This window comes from Rossellomorea sp. ABR4_004, from assembly GCF_056159585.1.
Window position 1 is genome coordinate 1713428 of record NZ_JBSWVM010000001.1, and the last position, 18583, is coordinate 1732010.

Genomic DNA, 18583 nt, shown 5'->3' on the forward strand with positions numbered 1-18583 from the left:
TGTCATGGTGATGGTCATAAAAAGATTCTTTTATTTATATTCAGTAGAATTGAGAGCTTACAAACCAAAACTCCCATGCTTGTAAAATCTCTTTACAAACACAGTAACTCTTCGAATTAATATACGCTCTCGTAGGGAAACCCTTATATTTTACTATTATTGTAAATTTCGTCATATCAAAATCCATTTAGTACAAAACTCACACCAAAAAAGCAGCCATAATTTGAATAAGTTCATGACTACTCTTCAAAAAAATATTAAACTAATTGAACCCAACGAATATAGAACATAAAAAACGGGTCTACGATATGCAAAATATCATCCTTAAAATCTATTGCAGGCTCACCTTCTATATCGTTCTTAGCAATCTTGTCCATTTGTTTTAATACACTAGTAATCTGGTGTTTTAATGGAACAGACTTGGGCTCTAATAAGTCTACTAGTTTCTGCCTAATATCCTCTGGTGTAACCCTTGATGTTTCTTGCATCTCACCCAAGGCTGCAAGGATCGCTTCATAGATATCTCCTTGTCTTCCTGATTTGAAGTTGCGTTCTTTTCTATCTCCCCTATTTGGCCCCATTGCTAATTTTTCAAAGATTACATTTGAAGTTGATGTTTGAACGATTTCTTCAAAAAAATCTTCATAGACAGGAATAGTAGTAATAGAGTTTTTAATATCTTGCCTAAAATAAATATCATTTTCAAAACAAAGTAATAAACAAAACTCTTGCATTAAATGAGGACTTCCAAATGCCTCTTTAGCAAAGTATTTCGCAATTTCTTCAGGAAAATTCACATTTAATGCTTCAAATCCTTTCTTTGCGATTTCTAGGAGTTCTTGTTCTTCCCAAGGTGAAATTTTTATTTGGAAAAGTCTACCTGTCATTTCATTTTCGACTTCTATAGCATCATAACTTCTATGAGGCACAGCTAATAATATTACTTTTAATCCTTCCAATACCCCACCTTTGAGAGCCCTAACTATACCTAGTTGCAGAGATCTATCAATATAATGAAAATCATCTATTAAAAGCGGGATACCATTTTCTATTAAAAAATCTATTGTTATCTGCTTTTTATCGAAAGTATATACATCTGTTGTCTTCGTACCTGTTTTTGATGATCGGTCAATTGTTGATCCAACTGAAGCCTTTCCAAATAAAGCATTAAAAGTCCCTTTTGCTTGAATTGAAGACTTCTTTCCATCTTCAGATGCCTCTTCATCATTTCTACCAATTGCTATCTGTAGTTTGCTAGTGATTATATTCCAGAGATCGTCTTCTTCGTTTATTTGTCCACCCATAACCCATACGCTATTTTCAGGAGGTATAACTTTATTGCAAAGGACACTCTTTCCTGATTTAGTGGGACCAGTTATAGAAATCATTTTACCTTTCATCTTTAAACTTCTTTTTAACTTGTTTTCCAAACGGAAATTATCCCTTGAAAAATAAGTTATACTCGGTAGTCCCCCAGCAGTAAAGACATCTTCAGTATTTAAATCCATTGGAATTCACCTTCATTAGTTGATTTCAATATTATACCATATATCCATATTATTCTTGAATCATCTTGAGTATCTTCTGAAATAGATTGAAAGGTTTGTTTGGAAAGTGAACTGGAGACAGATTTTCTTCGTTTGATGGGAATCACTCCTAAAGTTATTTATAGGAGCAATTTGAGGTATGCGTGGTGCTTTTCGTGGTATTTATGAACGAACTGCACCCATTAAAAAAGAGCATAAAAAAACCATCACGTTTTGTAAAAACACAATGGTTTCAGTAATTTGGTACGCCCTCGGAGGGAATCGAACCCCCATTTTAAGAACCGGAATCTTACGTGCTATCCGTTGCACCACGAGGGCATGAAATGAATAACCGTCACGAATATATATTATAAGCTAGAAAATACTTGTTTGCAATATTTTTATTCTTTAAGCCCTAACCTCATAAATGGTTGTTTCTTAAAGATGTGAAAGTTGATTGGAGTTCCTTTGTAAATAGTTTGATTTGCATTAGAATCTGTTTTTCTGTTTGTCTACCCTTATAATTAGTCATTCATAAAATAGAATCACAGAGTGGATTGAAGCGGAAGGCAATTGACTCCTGCGGGTAATAGAGGAAAAGTCGAGACCCCACAGGGCAGCGCCCGAGGAGGCTCGACTTCCTCCCCGCGGAAAGCAATTGCCTGCAGCGGAAAGGAACGGTCTTTGTTTTCACGCCGTAACTTATCAAAAGGTGGCTCCACTTATTTTCAAAGGAAATAAACTTCTACTGCAACCATAAACTTTACAAACACTCTCCCGTTTAAAAAAGGAATGAATGGGTATCATGTAGAAAGGATTTATATACAGGGGAATAAAGGAAACGTTTAGTTTGACCTTTATTGACCATGGGTGTATGATTACAGTACAAAGTGAATAAGTAATTCAGAAAAATAAAAAAGGATTTCTAAGGAGGAACGAGGATGAATTTAATTCCTACAGTAATTGAACAAACAAACCGCGGTGAACGTGCGTATGACATTTATTCACGTTTATTGAAAGACCGTGTCATCATGCTTGGAAGCGGCATTGATGACAATGTGGCAAACTCCATTGTAGCACAACTTCTTTTCCTTGAATCTGAAAACCCGGAGAAGGATATTTCGATTTACATAAACTCTCCTGGCGGAAGTATCACGGCGGGTATGGCAATCTACGATACGATCCAATACATCAAGCCTGATGTTCAAACGATTTGTATCGGTATGGCTGCTTCAATGGGTGCGTTCCTTCTTGCAGCAGGTGCAAAAGGCAAGCGATTGGCCCTTCCGAACGCTGAAGTGATGATTCACCAACCACTTGGTGGAGCTCAAGGTCAAGCTACAGAAATCGAAATTGCAGCGAAGCGCATTCTATTCCTTCGTGAAAAACTGAATCAAATCCTGGCTGATCGTACTGGTCAACCACTTGATGTGATTTCAAAAGATACAGATCGTGATAACTTCATGACAGCTGAAAGAGCGCTTGAATATGGATTGATCGATCGTATCATCACTCGTAATGAAATGAACAATAAGTAAAATTACTGAAAGCCCCTCCCGGAATTCCGTGAGGGGCTTTATATTTTTCTATCGGGAATAGTAAAAAAACCTTGCTATCTTCGAACCTGCACCTTCTATCTATGTAACCCCTCAAAAAAAGAGGCTTCCGTCACCGAAAGCCTCTCTCCTTTATTCTTTTTCAGCTTTTTTCTCACAAACCGGAATCAGAATCTCACCGTTCATCCCTTTTTTCAGTAAGAGATGCAGGATTGTTTTGGATAGCCTGCTGGGATGATATGGTTTCACCAAGTAATCATTGGCTCCCAGCGTGAGTCCTTTTTCTTTCTCATCCAACGCGGAGGATACGATGATCGGGACTTGGGAAAGCTCTTCATCCGCTTTCATCTTTTCTAATACATCCCACCCCGACATGCTACCTTCAAGCATAATATCGAGGACGATGGCATCTGGTTTCTCTTCCTGCATTTTTGTCAGGGCTTCGGTTCCTGACGGCGTGTGCTGTACCTTGAAACCACTGTCGGACAGCTCAGCTTTCAACAGGGATGCCAGATTGATATCGTCTTCAATGACGATGATATTCATCCCATCACCGCAATTCTCTTCTTCTTTGAAGGTTTCGATGGTCACGATTGGGAGACGTATGGTGAACACGCTCCCTCTCCCTTCTTCTGATGAAACGGTGATGTACCCATCATGGGTTTCGATGATCTCCTTCACGATGGTCAAGCCCAAGCCGGTACCGCCAATTCTTCTCTGGTCAGAATTATCGACCCGGTAAAATTTCGTGAAGAGGTTTGGAATGGCATCCTGAGGTATGCCGAGCCCTTCATCCCGGATATCGATAAGAATGCACTCCTCTCCTTCACGGAAATGGATGGTGATGGTACCTCCATCCGGGGAATACTTGATGGCATTGCTGATCAGGTTGGTGAATGCCTGAGACAATTTGTCCTTATCCCCAAGAACGATCGTGCAGTCTGTATCCCTAGCGATATTAAAGGAATGGTGAGGTGCGTTTACCTTCTGGGTATCAATCACATGTTGCATGACGGGAACGACATCTTCATATTTCTTCTCAAAGGTTTGACGTCCGGACTCCATTCGCTGGACGTCCAGGAAATCATTGATGAGGGACGTCAATCGCTTTGCTTCTTGATAGATCGTCGTTAAATATTTCTTCGTTCTTTCCGGTTTCAGTTCTTTTGTCAGCATCAGTTCCGTAAAACCAAGCACACTTGATAGAGGGGTGCGAAGCTCATGGCTGACCGTACTCACAAACTCTGATTTCATTTGATCGACTTCGAATTCTTTTGTGATATTCCTGTGTACAAAGATTGTCCCTATCTGTTCGTCTCCACGATAGAGGGTTTCAGAATAAACCTGGAATACTTCTTTACTATCCACCACGTGATAGGTAAGGAGATGCTTACCTGTCTTCCCCTCCGTCACAATCGTTTCATAGTACTCATCCAGTTTCTCTTTATCTTCGACCCGATCAACTAGTGCTTGCTTCCAGGTTTGATAGTTTGCTTGTTGAAGTTCGTCAATCTTCCCTCGAATCAATGCCGATAATTTCGTATTCATTAATAAGTTGTTTCCATCCTTATCAATGAGCTGTATCCCCTCCTGTATATTGTTGAGGATATCCTGTGTTAATTGACGATTCGTTTCGGATTCTTCGAAAAGATATATCTTTTGCAAAGAGATGGAGATTTGCTTCCCTAAGCTTGAATACTCCTCTAATTCCTGCTTATTGAAATCATCTCCAAATCGACTGAATACCATGATGGCTTCCACCTGTTGGTCCACAGAAAGGATAGGTAAGAATAAATCATACGAATAAAGGATTTCTTCGTGGTATCCTTTTTCCGAAGGCCTCATCTCCCGTTTGAGTGAGAAGGGCTCCTTCGAATCAAACAACCTTTGATGAATTCCATTGTAGATATACATCAAGAATTGACTCGCACCACTTTCGGATATGCCAAACGTCGCATTGGACTTCTGCTCATCCATCAGAACGATCATACCCCGGGAAGCCCCCATTACATGACTCATGCTTTTGACAATACTCTCTAAAACCTCTTGTTTGTTCAGGGAACTTGATATCCCATGAATGAATTCATTTCTGCGCTCCAGCTGAGACTCACGGCTTTTCGTCATATTAAGCAAATGTTCAAGTTCTGATTGCTGGGATTCCAACTCATCCTGCTGAGCGATCAACTCTTCATTTTGGGAAAGGAGATGCTCTTCCTTTTCCTGAATCTTATAGATCATCTTTTCAAATGCCCTGGACATCTTACCGATTTCATCTTTCCGTTTGTTTTCAAAAGACCATTGCTGATAGACTTCATTTTCAGCAATTTGTTCAGCGGCTGAAGCCACCTGGTTCAAAGGCTGACCGATTTGTTTAGCAATCATTCTCATCATCCTCATAAGAACAAGGAGCATGAGAAAAATAGAGATTACAAAGGCTGTTTGACTTAAAGACTCTTTACGTTTCAGTTCGTCATAGGCATTCCGCTTACTTTGTTCAATGGAATCCGCATACCTATTGAGCTGTGTTTGAAAGGTTTCAATTGTAGCTGTTGCACCGTCAGCCGATGCATCTTTCACAGCCTCGCTATTCCCCTTTTCGAAATCGCTAATGACACTGGGCACCATTTCCTTAAAATACAGAGTAGAGAATTCCTCAACATCTTTAAAAAAGCGCTGATCTTCAGTTCCTGCTTCTAATCCTTTTAACTTTTTCAACGTGCCATCCACTTTTTTCTCTTGATCAAAGATACTTTCTTTAAACCCTTGTCTTCCAAATGCGAGGTATCCCCTCGCATCAAAGAAAGCCTTTTGAAAGTCTCTATCCAATTGTTCAGCCACGTCTTCTTTTTTATTTAACTGATCCCTCTGAACCTGGTAATCAGCTGTAATGGATTGATCATAGAGGAACAAACAGGCGGCCCCAATGAAAAAGATGATGATAAAGCCGCTCATCAATCCAATGAATTGATTACGTAAGCTCGTTTGGAATAATTCATTAATTCTCTTCATTCAATATTTCCTCAATCCGCTGAACCAGTTCGAGTGGACTGTACGGCTTTGCAATGAAGTAATCGGCTCCTGACTTCAATACAAGATCCTTATCTGCTTGCTGACTCTTAGCCGACACCATCATGATTTTTACATCACTCTTTTCAGGTGTGTTTCTTACATTTTCAATTACTTCCAGGCCTGTGAAAAGAGGCATCATGTAGTCGAGAAGAATGAGGTCGTAGTCATTCTCCATGATTTGATTAATGGCTTCTTGACCATCGGCGGCTTCATGAAGCTCATGACCTTCATCTTCCAGTGTATCCACCATCAACATCCGAAGCACTTCTTCATCTTCAGCAATTAATATTCTCGCCATTTTTATTCTCCTTCTTTTTCAAAAGCTTCTTTCATTTCATAATAGGACTGTTTCAACCGTTCATGTGAGGAGGGTTGATCCCAAGGGTTCCAGGAGTAAGGATAAAACTGTTTGGAATCGATCATCCCGTCTTTCGTTTGCTTCGGAAAGGAGAAGGTTTTTTCTCCATCCTTTTCATATAACCCGATATGAATGGATCCTATGGTCGTTGTACTATCCAATCCTTCATCCGACCAAATGTCTCCCATCGCTTCTTTAAGGCTGGGATCCTTCATATTTAACAGCTGCCATGGTATGCGGATTTCGTAGCGGTTAGCCGATGAATTGACACTGATATCGGTTAACGAGTTATATTCCGGGTCACCGGTATTGGATGTTCCGAACTGAAGGATTCCTGTTTCATAGGATTGGAAAGGGATGTTTTTCCCTTGGACGTCCAATGATTTGTTCAATGTCAATCGAATCGGATGATAGAATCCATTGTTATTCTGCTTCGCATAGGCTTCCTCTTTAATCATATTGAGATCATGCCCGTAGTGATAGTGGAATGTATCATAATAGCTGTCAATCCACAGGCGGGCTTCCTTCTTACCTTGAATCTGAAGGACAAAGTCAACATCTGATGTGGTGACCCCGCTTTCCTCCAATATAGACGATTGTCCCTGCCCCTTGATTGTATTGAATAGAAGATAGGTTTCTTTTTCCTCAGAAATTGCATCTGAATCAACCCGAACATATACATAACGCTCGTCGCTTGTTACATACATGCTGTGCCCATTCTTATCAAAAGCAGGCTCTACCCTGTTAAAGGCCCAATCATCCGGTCTTCCGTCCACATAAATCATCGAGGTCTTGTCAGTACCGGGATCAAAGCTCAGCATTCCGAACTGCTGCTCATTGGTTTGGGCATTCTGCCAGAAAGGTCTTCTGTCAGGATTATCATAGTCCATCGTATTCCAAGTACGTTTGAACCACTCATCCTGCCAGGCGAATACCATTCCGCCTGCCATTTTCTCTTCTACGATATCTTCAAATAACCAGCGGTTGATTTCACCCTGTTCTTTCTCTGAATGATGTCCCTGGTCCATCCCATAGACATTCCGGTGAGTGAGTCCGCGGGATCCCGGGACACCGAATTCCGCTACTACTAATGGCATGGAGTGGGCTTTCTTCATATCATTCAAGTAGCCGGCGTAGTTGTTCTTTTCCCCGCGATGATCAATATAATTGACATACTTGGGTTCATAATTCAAGAAATCCGGATAGTACGGATATATGTGATAGGAAGCGAACAGGCCGGTGTGCAATCGACCGGTTCCTTTCATGACGTTCGGATTCACGGAAACCATATCTTCTTTCTCCAGGGGTTCGCTTGGATGATCCAACAAATCGGTAGTGACCCAATTGGTAAAGCTTACGGGCCTTTGCCATTGATACGTATCGGTTTCATACCCGATTCCTTCATTCATTCTTTCTGTCAGCCATATTTCAAAGGGCTGGGCACCTTCTGTTTCAATGTATTTTCCCTCGAAGTCCTGGAGACCTTTATGTTTTTCATTTGTAGCTGATACAACTTCCGGGTCCCACTCCACTCCGAATATCCACCCAAGGACGTATGGAGATATATCGTATGTGTAAGAACCGGAAGCATGTCCTTTCCGCTCTGGAATCTCTGCGTTTCCATGAACAAGATCGATGGTTTTCTTGATTTCTTCCGAAAATTCAACGGTGTTTTCCTTTGCGAAAGCATCCTCTGACTTCAGGAAAATTTCTTCATTCACCCATACTCCATGAAACAAATACAGTGGATTTTCTGCCATTTGATTGTACTCATAAAAGGCTTCATAAAAGGCAGGCGGATGAATGGTGTAAATCCGGAGCGAGTTTGCATTCATGGCGCCGATTTGTTTGAACCATCTCAAGTATTCCTCTTTCGAAATCGCTGTTTCGCCCGGGAATGAACCAGGCTTTGCGATTCCCATGTTGACCCCTTTGAGGAGGAGGTCTTCCCATTTTCCATCCTGATTGACTTGAATGTAGTCGGAGCCAACTTTTCCTGCAAGCTTCAGACCATTTTCAGAGGTGACTGGAATGGGTTGGGTCTCATTCTTGTCCTTTCCATTTTGAATTCTGTCAAGAATCGCCTTCATCATCGGGCTGTATGCCTTCCAGTAAAATTGGGACATGTTATCCGGACTGGATGATTCCGTCCATTTTCTCCATGTTGAAAATCCGACGGTTTGATAGAGATTGGGTACATCAGCCTGATCCGCATAATCCCCACTGAAATAGTAGGTGTCGAATTGTCGATTCTCACCATGAATGACGGCAGGGAACGTTACCGGAAGATTCAATGCTTTAAGGGTGTCTTTCCCGCTCTTGGATAAAGACAATGTGTAGTTCGCCATCACCTCATCAGGATTGATCGCTTCTACAATGTCAAACCAGTACGAGTACGGGACATTGATTTCTTCCCCAATGAAGCCTTCACCTTGCTCGGTTGTTGAAAAGACCACACCTTTTTTCCCGATGTCTTCCTTATCTAAAATGACCAATTGATCATTTTCGTCCACGAGCACGTATCCCGGTCCTGTGAAATGATACGACTCATCATACTGGTTTTCATAATTGTCCCGGACCCATTGGGGTACTTCACTATTTTGCAACTCGGAAAAATATCTTCCGATCCAGCCCGACCACTCCAGGTTGAACAGGGAATAAAATTTCTTCCTCGTTTCTTCAGTGGTAGGCTGTGCCATGGAATTGAACTCGGCAATCAACGTTTTCCCTTCGTTCATCGCCATGTCTTTTAATGCATCCATATCATTGTCGGTCAAGCCTCCATATAGCTTTGAGGAGCGCTGTCCGGATACATTCTTATGTTGGAATTCCTCTTCATACACTCCATAAGTGTCTGCTATGTAGACAGCATCATATTTTTCATAGGAGGAGGGGATATTTTTAATGTCATAGGTTTGATTGTCTTTCGGTACGAATCCAATATAGTCCTCTTGAAGATCATACGACTTCCCGTCTGACTGAACATATTTCTGTTGATTCAAAAGCCACATCAGCCCTTTATGTTCCCGGTAAGTAGTATCGGGTACCGTTTTATCGATGATGAGCAAATCCAGGTTCTGTTCTTTCTTTATTTGCCATAGCCAAAAAGGAGCAGAAACAATGAGGACAATGCTAATGATGAACAAGAGAAACAAATAGGATTTCAGCTTCGTCATTTTGACACTCCTTTTCTGGCCATTTCTCCCCAGCCCCTTTTTTTGCGGATCACGTCGAGGATTCCTTCACACCGCCATAAAACGGTTAACGGTCGGTACCATAATGTCTCGGTTAACGAATAGACGAAAAGCCTCCCGATGTCGGATGCTTTCGGATACTTTCTGACGGACCATTCTTCCAGGAGCACGGCTGCCATGGAGAGGATCGATCCGTACAGGATAGAGAGGAAGAATAATAGAATTGCAAATTCCAGATAAATCCCGCCAAGAAATAGAGAGAGAATCATAATCACATACCCCATCAGTTCTACAACCGGGCCAAAAAATTCTATAATCAAAAAATATGGCATGGAAACCATCCCGATCGAACCGTACTTCGGATTGAACAGAAGGCGCCGATGAATCCAAAGGCTTTCTAACAATCCTCGATGCCATCTGCTACGTTGACGGCGCAAGTATTTCAGAGATTCCGGTGCCTCCGTCCAGCTAACAGGATCCGGTACATACACGATTCTTTTATCTGCTTTCTGTTCCTTCACATACCGGTGGAGCCTGACGACGAGTTCCATATCTTCCCCTACTGTGTGGGAGTATCCTCCCGCGTCCACGACCCAGCGTTTCGAGAATACTCCGAACGCACCTGATACGATCAGAAGAAGATTGTGACGGCTCAAGCCGATTCTCCCCATAAGAAATGCCCGTAAGTACTCAATTACCTGCATCACGACAAGAGGCGACCTGGACAGACCCACCTTCACAATTTCCCCGCTTTCGATTTCGCATCCGTTGGCGATTCGAATACTTCCCCCGGATGCAATGACCTCACCATCGGACTCGACGATCGGTTTCATCACTTTCAGGAAGGCCGTCCGCTCCAGAACCGAGTCTCCATCTATGGAACAGAAATAAGGATAATTTGATACATTGATTCCAGCATTCAAAGCATCCGCCTTGCCCCCGTTCTCCTTATCGATCACCAGTAGATTCTTGTACAGTCGGGATTGGTAAACACCATTAACCGGCTGTGTATCCAGCTGCTCTCGAATCACCCATTTGATTTTCACCAATTGAAAGGATTCCACGAGTTTTTCCATGGAATCATCCGTTGAACCATCGTTTATGATGATGATTTCGTATTCAGGGTATTCAATACTGAGCAATGACCTCACAGTGGCCATAATTCCGACTGATTCATTATAAGCAGGAACCAATATGGAAACCGGCTTCGTTTGATGGAGATGTAAGAGCTCTTCGTACGGCTCCCAATCATCCAGTCCATAGGTTTTCCTTAATTGAAAAAGGGAAATCACGAGGAGAATCGTATAAAAAGAGATGACAAGAATCATATAAATGAGAACAAACCATCCAACAGACATCAGGATACTCCCCCACTCTGCTGTTACATTCATGAAACCGCCCCCCTTTCCAACCACTGTTCTGCCATATCTCTCGCATATTCATCTTCTGCATGAACAGCAATATCCCTTAACACATCTTCTCCATTTTCCAGGCGCAAGAGTGATTGAGCCGCTTGAGAACGAACGTAAAAGGACGGGTCACTCATCAGCTCCCTTAAGTAAGGAGTCAATTGCTTCGAACGGATGTACTCACACGCCTTAATGGCCATCAGCCGCTCCTGCCATGAATCTGCACGCAGGTGAACGGAAAGTCTCTCAACATCAAGATAAAATTCCATGCCTACCACTGCCTTCAAAGCGCGGATCTTTAGTTCCGTGGAGCCATCTTCCAATAGTCTTTGAAGGAAAGGTACGTGCTCCATTCTGTTTCTTGCCCCGATCGAATCGATAAGGGCAAACCTCATCACCTCAGGCAGTTCTTCAAAAACATGAACCAATGGCACGAACTGCTCTTTCCTTAACGGATGAAGCAACAGACTGTATTCGAACTCTGTCAGCTCATGCTTCGGATCTATTAATTTTGAAACCAGATTTTCCTCCTCAAACAGCGCAGCTATCTTCAAAAGTTGGATTTCTTCGGCCTTGCTTACTTTTTTTGAAGCGTGAAGCTCCGTCAACGGTTCTACCATACTCTTCATCTTAAAATCCTGTATCCAATAGAGGGCATTCATCCTGATACTCCATCTGCTGTGCCTAAGCTGAGAAAGGATAAACGGTTGAAAGTGTTCTTCTGCAAACGCTTGTAAACGTTCTTGAATGTCATCAGAGGCAAACATTTTTGAAAAGCCGGCCAGTAATTCCACTAATGCCCTGATCTTCAAGGGAGAACGATCATTCAACCTTTCACTCTTGACCCCTTCATGGAGAAATTGAAAGAGGGCTAACTGATATTCTTCTTTATACTGCTCAATATGCGCCCGATTCTTATTATCTATTATCTTTTTTATCAACAAGTACAGGCACAACCCTGTTAACATCACCAGCAAACCGACTAACACAACAAAAAAATAAAAAAGCTCTTGCGAGAACACTGATTTACCTCATCCTTTTCAGCATTTGTCCTAAACGCGCTTCAAGCTCAAGTAGTTTAAAAGGTTTCGTCATATAATCATCAGCACCAAGCTGGAGTGATCTCGAGATGTCCCTTTCACTCTTCCTTGAAGTAAGCATCAACACTTTGTAACGATCTGAATCACTCATCTTACGAAGCTTCCCCAGTACTTCCAGGCCATCCATCTTCGGCATGACCCCGTCCAAAATTACAAGACAAGGATCTTCCCTATGCCAGTCCGACCCTATAAACGCCGCTCCATCTTTAAATGTCTGGATATCGTACTGAATATGCTGTTCAGAAGGCAGCTTCGACACAATATCCTTCATCACTGTCCGTATGATGGAATCATCATCTACAATGGCAATTTTAATACGTTTATGAGGAGCATGTTCACTTGCTTTACTGTCCATTTTCACAAGGTTCCTGCCACTGCTTTTCGCTTCATAAAGTGCATTGTCTGCAAGCTTCAGCCACGTATCAAACGGTTTCATCGGATCTGAAATTTCTGCCACCCCAGCGGAAAATGTGCAGGAGAAGGAAGGATTCTCCCCAAACGCGTGCTGGCTGAACCCTTCACGTATTTCATCTACAAACGAGCAGGCTTCTTTAAGGGATGTGTTAGGGAATAGAATGACAAATTCTTCCCCTCCAAAGCGAAAAACAATGTCCTGAATTCTGGTTTTGGACTTTAATTGTGAAGCGAACTCCTTCAGCACCCCATCCCCTACAAGATGTCCGTACCGGTCGTTCACACCTTTAAAATGATCAATATCGAGAACGGCCACACAATATGAATCCCCAGTACGAGACCAGTCACTCTGAACCTGGGCATACGCCTGACTCAAGTATTTGCGATTATACACAAGGGTCAATTCATCGATCAGCACGAGCTCTTCCATTTGCTTCTTTCGCTCCATCTGTCTTTCCACGCGCACAATAAACTCATCCAGCTCGAATGGCTTAGGGATAAAATCATCCGCTCCCATCTGATAGCACTTCATCCGGACTTCCTTGCTATCGTCCACGCTCACCATGACGGTTGGAATAAACTGCTGCTTTAACTTCTTCTTGAAAAAATCCAGCACCTCAAACCCATTTGTCCCGTTCATATAGATATCGATAATGGCACAGTCCGGCCTTACGTCGTAATAAGACATGATGGCCTTTTCCGGGTTGGCAATCGGGACCACATACCACCCGACTTTCTCCAACTCATCTTTCATGTACATGAGGAAGGATGTATCATCATCGATTATAAGTACGACAGGCTCTTCCCCTGTTCTGCTTTGTTTGCCGGGGAATACTTCAGTGGAATCCTCCTCATAGTGATAACAGAATTGGATAATATCGAAGAGCTCCTCCTTCACTTCTGCAATCGTCCACGTCCGATCTTCTTTTTCTTTGTACTGATCCATCAATTCCCGGGCACAATCCCCCATTTTATGTAATCCAAGAATCGAGGCCGAGCCCGCCATGGAATGGATGAACCGGTAAACATCTTCATGTGGGATGGCTTCTGTTGCTTCCCATTCTTCTAATTTTTTTCGAATATTATTAAAGAAATGCTTTGTGTATTTTTCCATTCGGCATCGTCTTCCTTTATCGTAAACTTCTATAATTAATAAGGGTCTATTTGCAAAAAATATTGTTTTGTAACATAAGATCAGCTAGGAGCACTGTCAACAAGCGTGTGCTTGATGGTGAGGGGAACTGCTCCGCTTTCCGCGGACGTCCGGCCGAGCCTCCTCAGCTTCGCTTCCGGGGTCTCGGCACGACCGTACTTCCGCAGGAGTCTACGCAGTTCCCCTCACCATCAATAAGAAAATTTCGTGACAGAGCTTAAAAGTGACAAAAACTATCTATAGAAAACAGACTACTGAGCTCTTTAATAGAGGTCCTTTTCCGCGGTACATCGATTGTTAGATGATCCACCGATCTATGAGTTAATATTAAATTTACTTTTACTCCTTGGTGGATTGTCTATTTTGGAAATAAATGCACAACCTATTTACAATAGGAGTATTTTTTCGTTTGTGTATCCATACTTATAACAGTCAGAATGTAATAGCACAGAGTGGATTGTAGCGGAAGACACTTGACTCCTGCGGGAGATAGAGGAAAAGTCGAGACCCCACAGACGGAACGTCGAGGAGGCTCGACTTCCTCCCCGGGGAATCTTGTGCCTGGAGCGGAAAGGAACGGCCCACGTTTTCACACTACTACTCATCTAAAAAAGAAATTCACTTTTGGCAATTTTATACACAAATACAATATTTACACGAAATGAGCTTTTAATATAAAATAATTTGATGTAGTGTATTTATTCCAAACTCACTTCATTATACTCCCGCATCCTCTTGTTTAATAGGTGGGGATTGGAAATATTATATGGCTTTTTTGCTATTTTTTTCAGTATCCTGAAAAGTACAATGTAACAAAAAAGCGGGCAGACATCCATCCTCGATGTGAAATATATGGAAAAGGGTTCTAAAGGAGTAGTTGATCTTTCCTCGACAAAAAACGAACTAAAAAAAGCTGATGACCACTCCCTGGTCATCAGCTTTTCAAGGGTATGAAATTGATTTTATGCTTCTTTTTGGACGAATCCTTCGAGGGCAACGAGTGCTTCTTCTTCGTCGCTTCCATCCGCTACCAACGTAATGGAAGTACCCGTGGAAATAGCCAAACTCATTAAGCCCATGATGCTTTTCGCATTTACCTTTTTCCCATCCTTTTCCAAGAAGATTTCAGATGAGAAGCGGTTCGCCTCCTGTACGAATAATGCAGCCGGTCGTGCTTGAAGACCTGTCTTCAATTTCACTTCTACTTGTTTTTCCACCATAATCATTTCTCTCCCCTTTGTCCTTATTTAGGTTTGAATCTTTTCTCCCGCTCTGAGTTTCTCAGCAAGCTGGTCAATTTTACGCAATCGGTGATTAATCCCTGATTTACTGATGGTGCCGCCTGACACCATTTCCCCTAGTTCTTTCAACGTGACATCTTGATAATTCACCCGTAATTCTGCTATCTCCCTTAGTTTATCGGGTAATATCTGTAAGCCTACATGCCTTTCAATAAACTTAATGTTTTCGACCTGTCTTAGAGCCGCACCGATTGTTTTATTCAGGTTAGCCGTCTCACAGTTCACAAGACGGTTAACGGAATTTCTCATATCCCTGACAATCCGTACATCCTCAAATCGCAGCAAGGCATTGTGAGCACCGATGATATTCAAGAACTCTGTGATTTTCTCTGCTTCCTTCAAATACGTAATGAAACCTTTTTTTCGTTCAAGGGTTTTACTATTCAACCCGAAGGAATTCATCAGCTCGGACAACGCATCGTTGTGTTCAGAATAAAGAGAAAAGATTTCTAAATGATACGATGAGGTTTCCGGGTTGTTAACCGACCCGCCTGCAAGGAACGCTCCCCTCAAATATGAACGTCTGCAGCATTTTTTTTGGATCAAGTCTTCCGATATATTATGGATAAAGGTGAAATTTTCACCCAGGATTTTCAGTTCCTCAAGAATCTTCTTTGTATCTTCTTTGATTCGTACAATGTAGACATTGTTTTTCTTCAGCCTCATCTTTTTTCGTACCAGAAGCTCTACCGGGGTGTCGTACCCTTTTTTGATCAATGTATAGATTCTTCTGGCAATGGCGGCGTTTTCGGTTTGAATATTGACGACGAGCATTTGATTTGAGAATGACAACGAGCCATTCATTCTGATCAATGCGGATAATTCTGCATTCGCGCAGCAATCTTTCACTTCAATATTGGTCAATTCTTTTTTTGTTTCGGACGCAAACGACATCCCCATCACCTCCTAGCAAACGCTTGCACAACCTTATACAAAAGAAATTTTTGTCGTTTAGCTGGTTGATTTTTTAAGATAAGAATATATGATATCAGCGACCTTCTCCGTGTTATGACGAACAAGATGGTTGTCATAGGAGAGAATCTCTTCTGCAATCACTTCTAAGCCCATGGATTTCAATTTATCCACATCAAAGTGGACCGGGCTTGCTTGTTCTTCATTATATCGGGCCTGCACCTCATCGGGTACCTGCTTTTTGTTGACCAGGATATAATCAATACTTGGTGCTTCCAAATGATCATATAATGCCTTTACATGGTCACTTGCTGAGTAATCCAACGTTTCCCCTGCCTGGGTCATGATATTGCAAATATACATTTTCTTCGCTTTCGCCCTGCATACAGCATCGCCAATACCCGGAACAAGAAGATTCGGTAAAATACTAGTATATAGGCTTCCCGGACCCATCACAATTAAGTCGGCTTCCTTGATGGCCCGTAAGGTTTCACCAAGTGGCTTGATGCTATCCGGCTTTAAGAAGACTCTTTTAATCTTCTTCCCGGCTTTTGGAATGGTCGATTCTCCTGTGACAATCGTTCCATCCTCCATCTCTGCCTTTAAGATGACGCTTTGATTTGCTGAAGGCAGCACCTTCCCCTTCACGTTCAATACCCTGCTCATTTCCTGAATCGCATGGACAAAATCACCTGTAATGGAAGCAAGGGCTGCAATAATCAAGTTCCCTAAAGCATGACCGGAAAGTTCATTCGTTGTTTCAAATCGATGCTGAAACATTTGTTCCACCAGTGGCTCCACTTCTGAAAGAGCAGCCAGGACATTCCGTATATCTCCCGGGGGAGGAATATCCAGGCTGTCACGCAAACGACCTGAGCTGCCACCGTCATCAGCGACAGTGACAATGGCCGAAATATCAATAGGGTGCCGTTTCAGACCCCGAAGAAGGACAGGTAATCCCGTTCCTCCTCCGATCACGACGACCTTGGGTGTATGTGTCATGTTGTTAGACCCTTTCTCTTCTGAATATCCCGATGAGAAATTTTCGTTTGATAGTCATTTTCAAAATGATGGCCAAGATACTCTGCTAATGCAACCGATCGGTGCTGCCCGCCTGTGCATCCTATCGCTACCACAAGCTGGCTCTTTCCTTCCCGCTTGTATTGAGGAAGCATGAACGACAATAAATCGGTTACTTTCTCGATGAATTTATTCGTTTCATTCCATTTCAATACGTAAGTGGACACTTCTTCATCCAACCCCGTTTTCGGTCTCATATGATCAATATAGTGAGGATTTGGAAGGAAGCGTACATCAAACACCAAATCAGCATCGATCGGGATACCATGCTTGAAACCGAAAGACACGACATTCACCGTGAAAATCGTCTTCTTGTTCACCGAGAATTCCGTTAGAATCTTTTCCCGAAGCTCCCTTGGCTTCATGGTTGAAGTTGTATATATTAACTGCGCACGTCCTTTTAGTTCTTCAAGTAACTCTCTCTCCTGACGAATCCCTTCAAGAGGCAGACCTGAAGGAGCGAGTGGGTGAGAACGGCGCGTTTCCTTGTATCGTCTGACAAGAGAGGAATCATCTGCATCAAGATATAAAACCTGCGGTGTCACCCAGGAGGTTTCCGCTAATTCATCCAATGCTTTAAATAGATGATCAAAGAATTCCCTTCCCCTAAGGTCCATCACAAGGGCGACCTTATTCATTTTATTACCGGACTCTTTCATCAGTTCCAAAAATTTTGGCAGAAGAGTCGGCGGCAGATTGTCCACACAGAAGAATCCTAAATCCTCGAAGCTCTGAATGGCAACCGTCTTACCGGCTCCGGACATCCCTGTTATGATTACTAATTGAACATCGTTTGTAGAACCTGTACTCATACTCTTCCCCCACTTTTATCGTAATGTTGTATATGAAAAGTTTGTTGATCAACTTGGATCTAATCGATAAGACAATAACTTGAAATCAGGAGTATAGGTAAACGTTCCATAAATCGTATTCTTTCCGTGTAAGAGGTAGTCCAGAATATGATAATCTCCTTCAGCCATCGGAAGGTCCTTAATATCCTCGATCGGATGCCATTTAATCTTACCTTCTTCCGATTCCTGAAGGTTGACCCCATCCGCTTCGGTTGCAAAGAAAGAAAACATCATCCACTCCGATTTAATCTGATCGCCTTCTTTAATAATGAACGTAAAGACACCTTTCAAATCAGGATTCTTTAAATAGATGCCCGTTTCCTCACGATACTCACGAATGACAGCATCCCGGATTGATTCGCCGGACTCCATTTTCCCACCTGGAGCGACCCACCAATTCCTTCTTGGCTTTTGGAGAAGGAGCACTTTGTCTCCATCCAGATATAAACAATTTGTGACACGTTGCACTGCCTTCACCTCAATCTTGATGATTAGGGAGCCAATGAATACATTAGTCCCACTTTCAGTCATTCTCATTCCTTATATTATACTATGATTGAAGACAAGCTACAATGTCTTGGCTTGCTGTTTGAAGGATGTCGATTGAAATCGAAAGATATTGGGACATGTTTCTACAAGAAGAGGATAGGTACAGATATA

The 18583-nt window shown here is 42.2% G+C and carries 13 protein-coding genes and 1 tRNA gene; 1 reads left to right on the forward strand and 13 read right to left on the reverse strand.

The window, feature by feature from the left end; translation table 11 throughout:
* Positions 1-257: 257 nt before the first annotated feature.
* Both ACXAF2_RS08865 and ACXAF2_RS08870 read right to left on the reverse strand, forming a co-directional pair.
* Positions 258-1508 (reverse strand): hypothetical protein, encoded by a 1251-nt coding sequence (locus ACXAF2_RS08865; protein WP_475138220.1) that lies wholly within the window; start codon positions 1506-1508, stop codon positions 258-260.
* Between the two features lie 285 nt (positions 1509-1793).
* Positions 1794-1865: transfer RNA gene (locus ACXAF2_RS08870), tRNA-Arg, on the reverse strand.
* Between the two features lie 602 nt (positions 1866-2467).
* On the opposite strand from ACXAF2_RS08870, the gene clpP reads away from it, so the two are divergent.
* Entirely contained in the window at positions 2468-3064 is a 597-nt protein-coding gene (clpP, locus tag ACXAF2_RS08875) for an ATP-dependent Clp endopeptidase proteolytic subunit ClpP (RefSeq protein ID WP_475138221.1), read from the forward strand.
* A 150-nt stretch (positions 3065-3214) separates the two neighbouring features.
* Here clpP and ACXAF2_RS08880 read toward each other — a convergent pair whose 3' ends face one another.
* From ACXAF2_RS08880 to ACXAF2_RS08930, 11 genes are all read right to left on the reverse strand, one after another.
* Positions 3215-6091 (reverse strand): ATP-binding protein, encoded by a 2877-nt coding sequence (locus tag ACXAF2_RS08880; protein WP_475138222.1) that lies wholly within the window; start codon positions 6089-6091, stop codon positions 3215-3217.
* A complete protein-coding gene (locus ACXAF2_RS08885) occupies positions 6078-6449 on the reverse strand; it encodes a response regulator transcription factor (protein ID WP_475138223.1) in 372 nt (123 codons plus the stop codon). The genes ACXAF2_RS08880 and ACXAF2_RS08885 overlap by 14 nt, the downstream gene beginning before the upstream one ends.
* Positions 6450-6451: 2 nt before the next feature.
* Positions 6452-9685, reverse strand: coding sequence for a hypothetical protein (locus ACXAF2_RS08890; RefSeq protein WP_475138224.1), 3234 nt, complete (start codon positions 9683-9685; stop codon positions 6452-6454).
* Positions 9682-11094, reverse strand: a complete 1413-nt coding sequence (locus tag ACXAF2_RS08895) for a glycosyltransferase family 2 protein (RefSeq protein WP_475138225.1) — start codon at positions 11092-11094, stop codon at positions 9682-9684. The genes ACXAF2_RS08890 and ACXAF2_RS08895 overlap by 4 nt, the downstream gene beginning before the upstream one ends.
* The gene (locus ACXAF2_RS08900; protein WP_475138226.1) at positions 11091-12056 is read right to left on the reverse strand and encodes a HEAT repeat domain-containing protein; all 966 of its coding nucleotides are present in this window, start codon (positions 12054-12056) and stop codon (positions 11091-11093) included. The genes ACXAF2_RS08895 and ACXAF2_RS08900 overlap by 4 nt, the downstream gene beginning before the upstream one ends.
* A gap of 82 nt (positions 12057-12138) precedes the next feature.
* Positions 12139-13740, reverse strand: coding sequence for a diguanylate cyclase (locus ACXAF2_RS08905; RefSeq protein ID WP_475138227.1), 1602 nt, complete (start codon positions 13738-13740; stop codon positions 12139-12141).
* Positions 13741-14741: 1001 nt separating this feature from the next.
* The gene (locus ACXAF2_RS08910; protein WP_148970361.1) at positions 14742-14999 is read right to left on the reverse strand and encodes an HPr family phosphocarrier protein; all 258 of its coding nucleotides are present in this window, start codon (positions 14997-14999) and stop codon (positions 14742-14744) included.
* Between the two features lie 27 nt (positions 15000-15026).
* Complete coding sequence (gene whiA / locus ACXAF2_RS08915; protein ID WP_475138228.1) at positions 15027-15974, reverse strand: DNA-binding protein WhiA; 948 nt, start codon at positions 15972-15974, stop codon at positions 15027-15029.
* A 57-nt stretch (positions 15975-16031) separates the two neighbouring features.
* Complete coding sequence (locus tag ACXAF2_RS08920; RefSeq protein ID WP_475138229.1) at positions 16032-16994, reverse strand: gluconeogenesis factor YvcK family protein; 963 nt, start codon at positions 16992-16994, stop codon at positions 16032-16034.
* Positions 16991-17884, reverse strand: coding sequence for an RNase adapter RapZ (gene rapZ / locus ACXAF2_RS08925; protein WP_113969146.1), 894 nt, complete (start codon positions 17882-17884; stop codon positions 16991-16993). The genes ACXAF2_RS08920 and rapZ overlap by 4 nt, the downstream gene beginning before the upstream one ends.
* A gap of 48 nt (positions 17885-17932) precedes the next feature.
* Positions 17933-18391, reverse strand: a complete 459-nt coding sequence (locus tag ACXAF2_RS08930; RefSeq protein ID WP_113970858.1) for an 8-oxo-dGTP diphosphatase — start codon at positions 18389-18391, stop codon at positions 17933-17935.
* Positions 18392-18583: the final 192 nt, after the last annotated feature.

Coding starts and splice junctions, on each gene's coding strand:
- whiA (WP_475138228.1), bottom strand. CDS start 15,974: ATGTCGTTTGCGTCCGAAACAAAAAAAGAATTGACCAATATTGAAGTG.
- ACXAF2_RS08865 (WP_475138220.1), bottom strand. CDS start 1,508: ATGGATTTAAATACTGAAGATGTCTTTACTGCTGGGGGACTACCGAGT.
- ACXAF2_RS08885 (WP_475138223.1), bottom strand. CDS start 6,449: ATGGCGAGAATATTAATTGCTGAAGATGAAGAAGTGCTTCGGATGTTG.
- ACXAF2_RS08890 (WP_475138224.1), bottom strand. CDS start 9,685: ATGACGAAGCTGAAATCCTATTTGTTTCTCTTGTTCATCATTAGCATT.
- ACXAF2_RS08905 (WP_475138227.1), bottom strand. CDS start 13,740: ATGGAAAAATACACAAAGCATTTCTTTAATAATATTCGAAAAAAATTA.
- ACXAF2_RS08920 (WP_475138229.1), bottom strand. CDS start 16,994: ATGACACATACACCCAAGGTCGTCGTGATCGGAGGAGGAACGGGATTA.
- ACXAF2_RS08895 (WP_475138225.1), bottom strand. CDS start 11,094: ATGAATGTAACAGCAGAGTGGGGGAGTATCCTGATGTCTGTTGGATGG.
- ACXAF2_RS08910 (WP_148970361.1), bottom strand. CDS start 14,999: ATGGTGGAAAAACAAGTAGAAGTGAAATTGAAGACAGGTCTTCAAGCA.
- clpP (WP_475138221.1), top strand. CDS start 2,468: ATGAATTTAATTCCTACAGTAATTGAACAAACAAACCGCGGTGAACGT.
- ACXAF2_RS08880 (WP_475138222.1), bottom strand. CDS start 6,091: ATGAAGAGAATTAATGAATTATTCCAAACGAGCTTACGTAATCAATTC.
- rapZ (WP_113969146.1), bottom strand. CDS start 17,884: ATGAGTACAGGTTCTACAAACGATGTTCAATTAGTAATCATAACAGGG.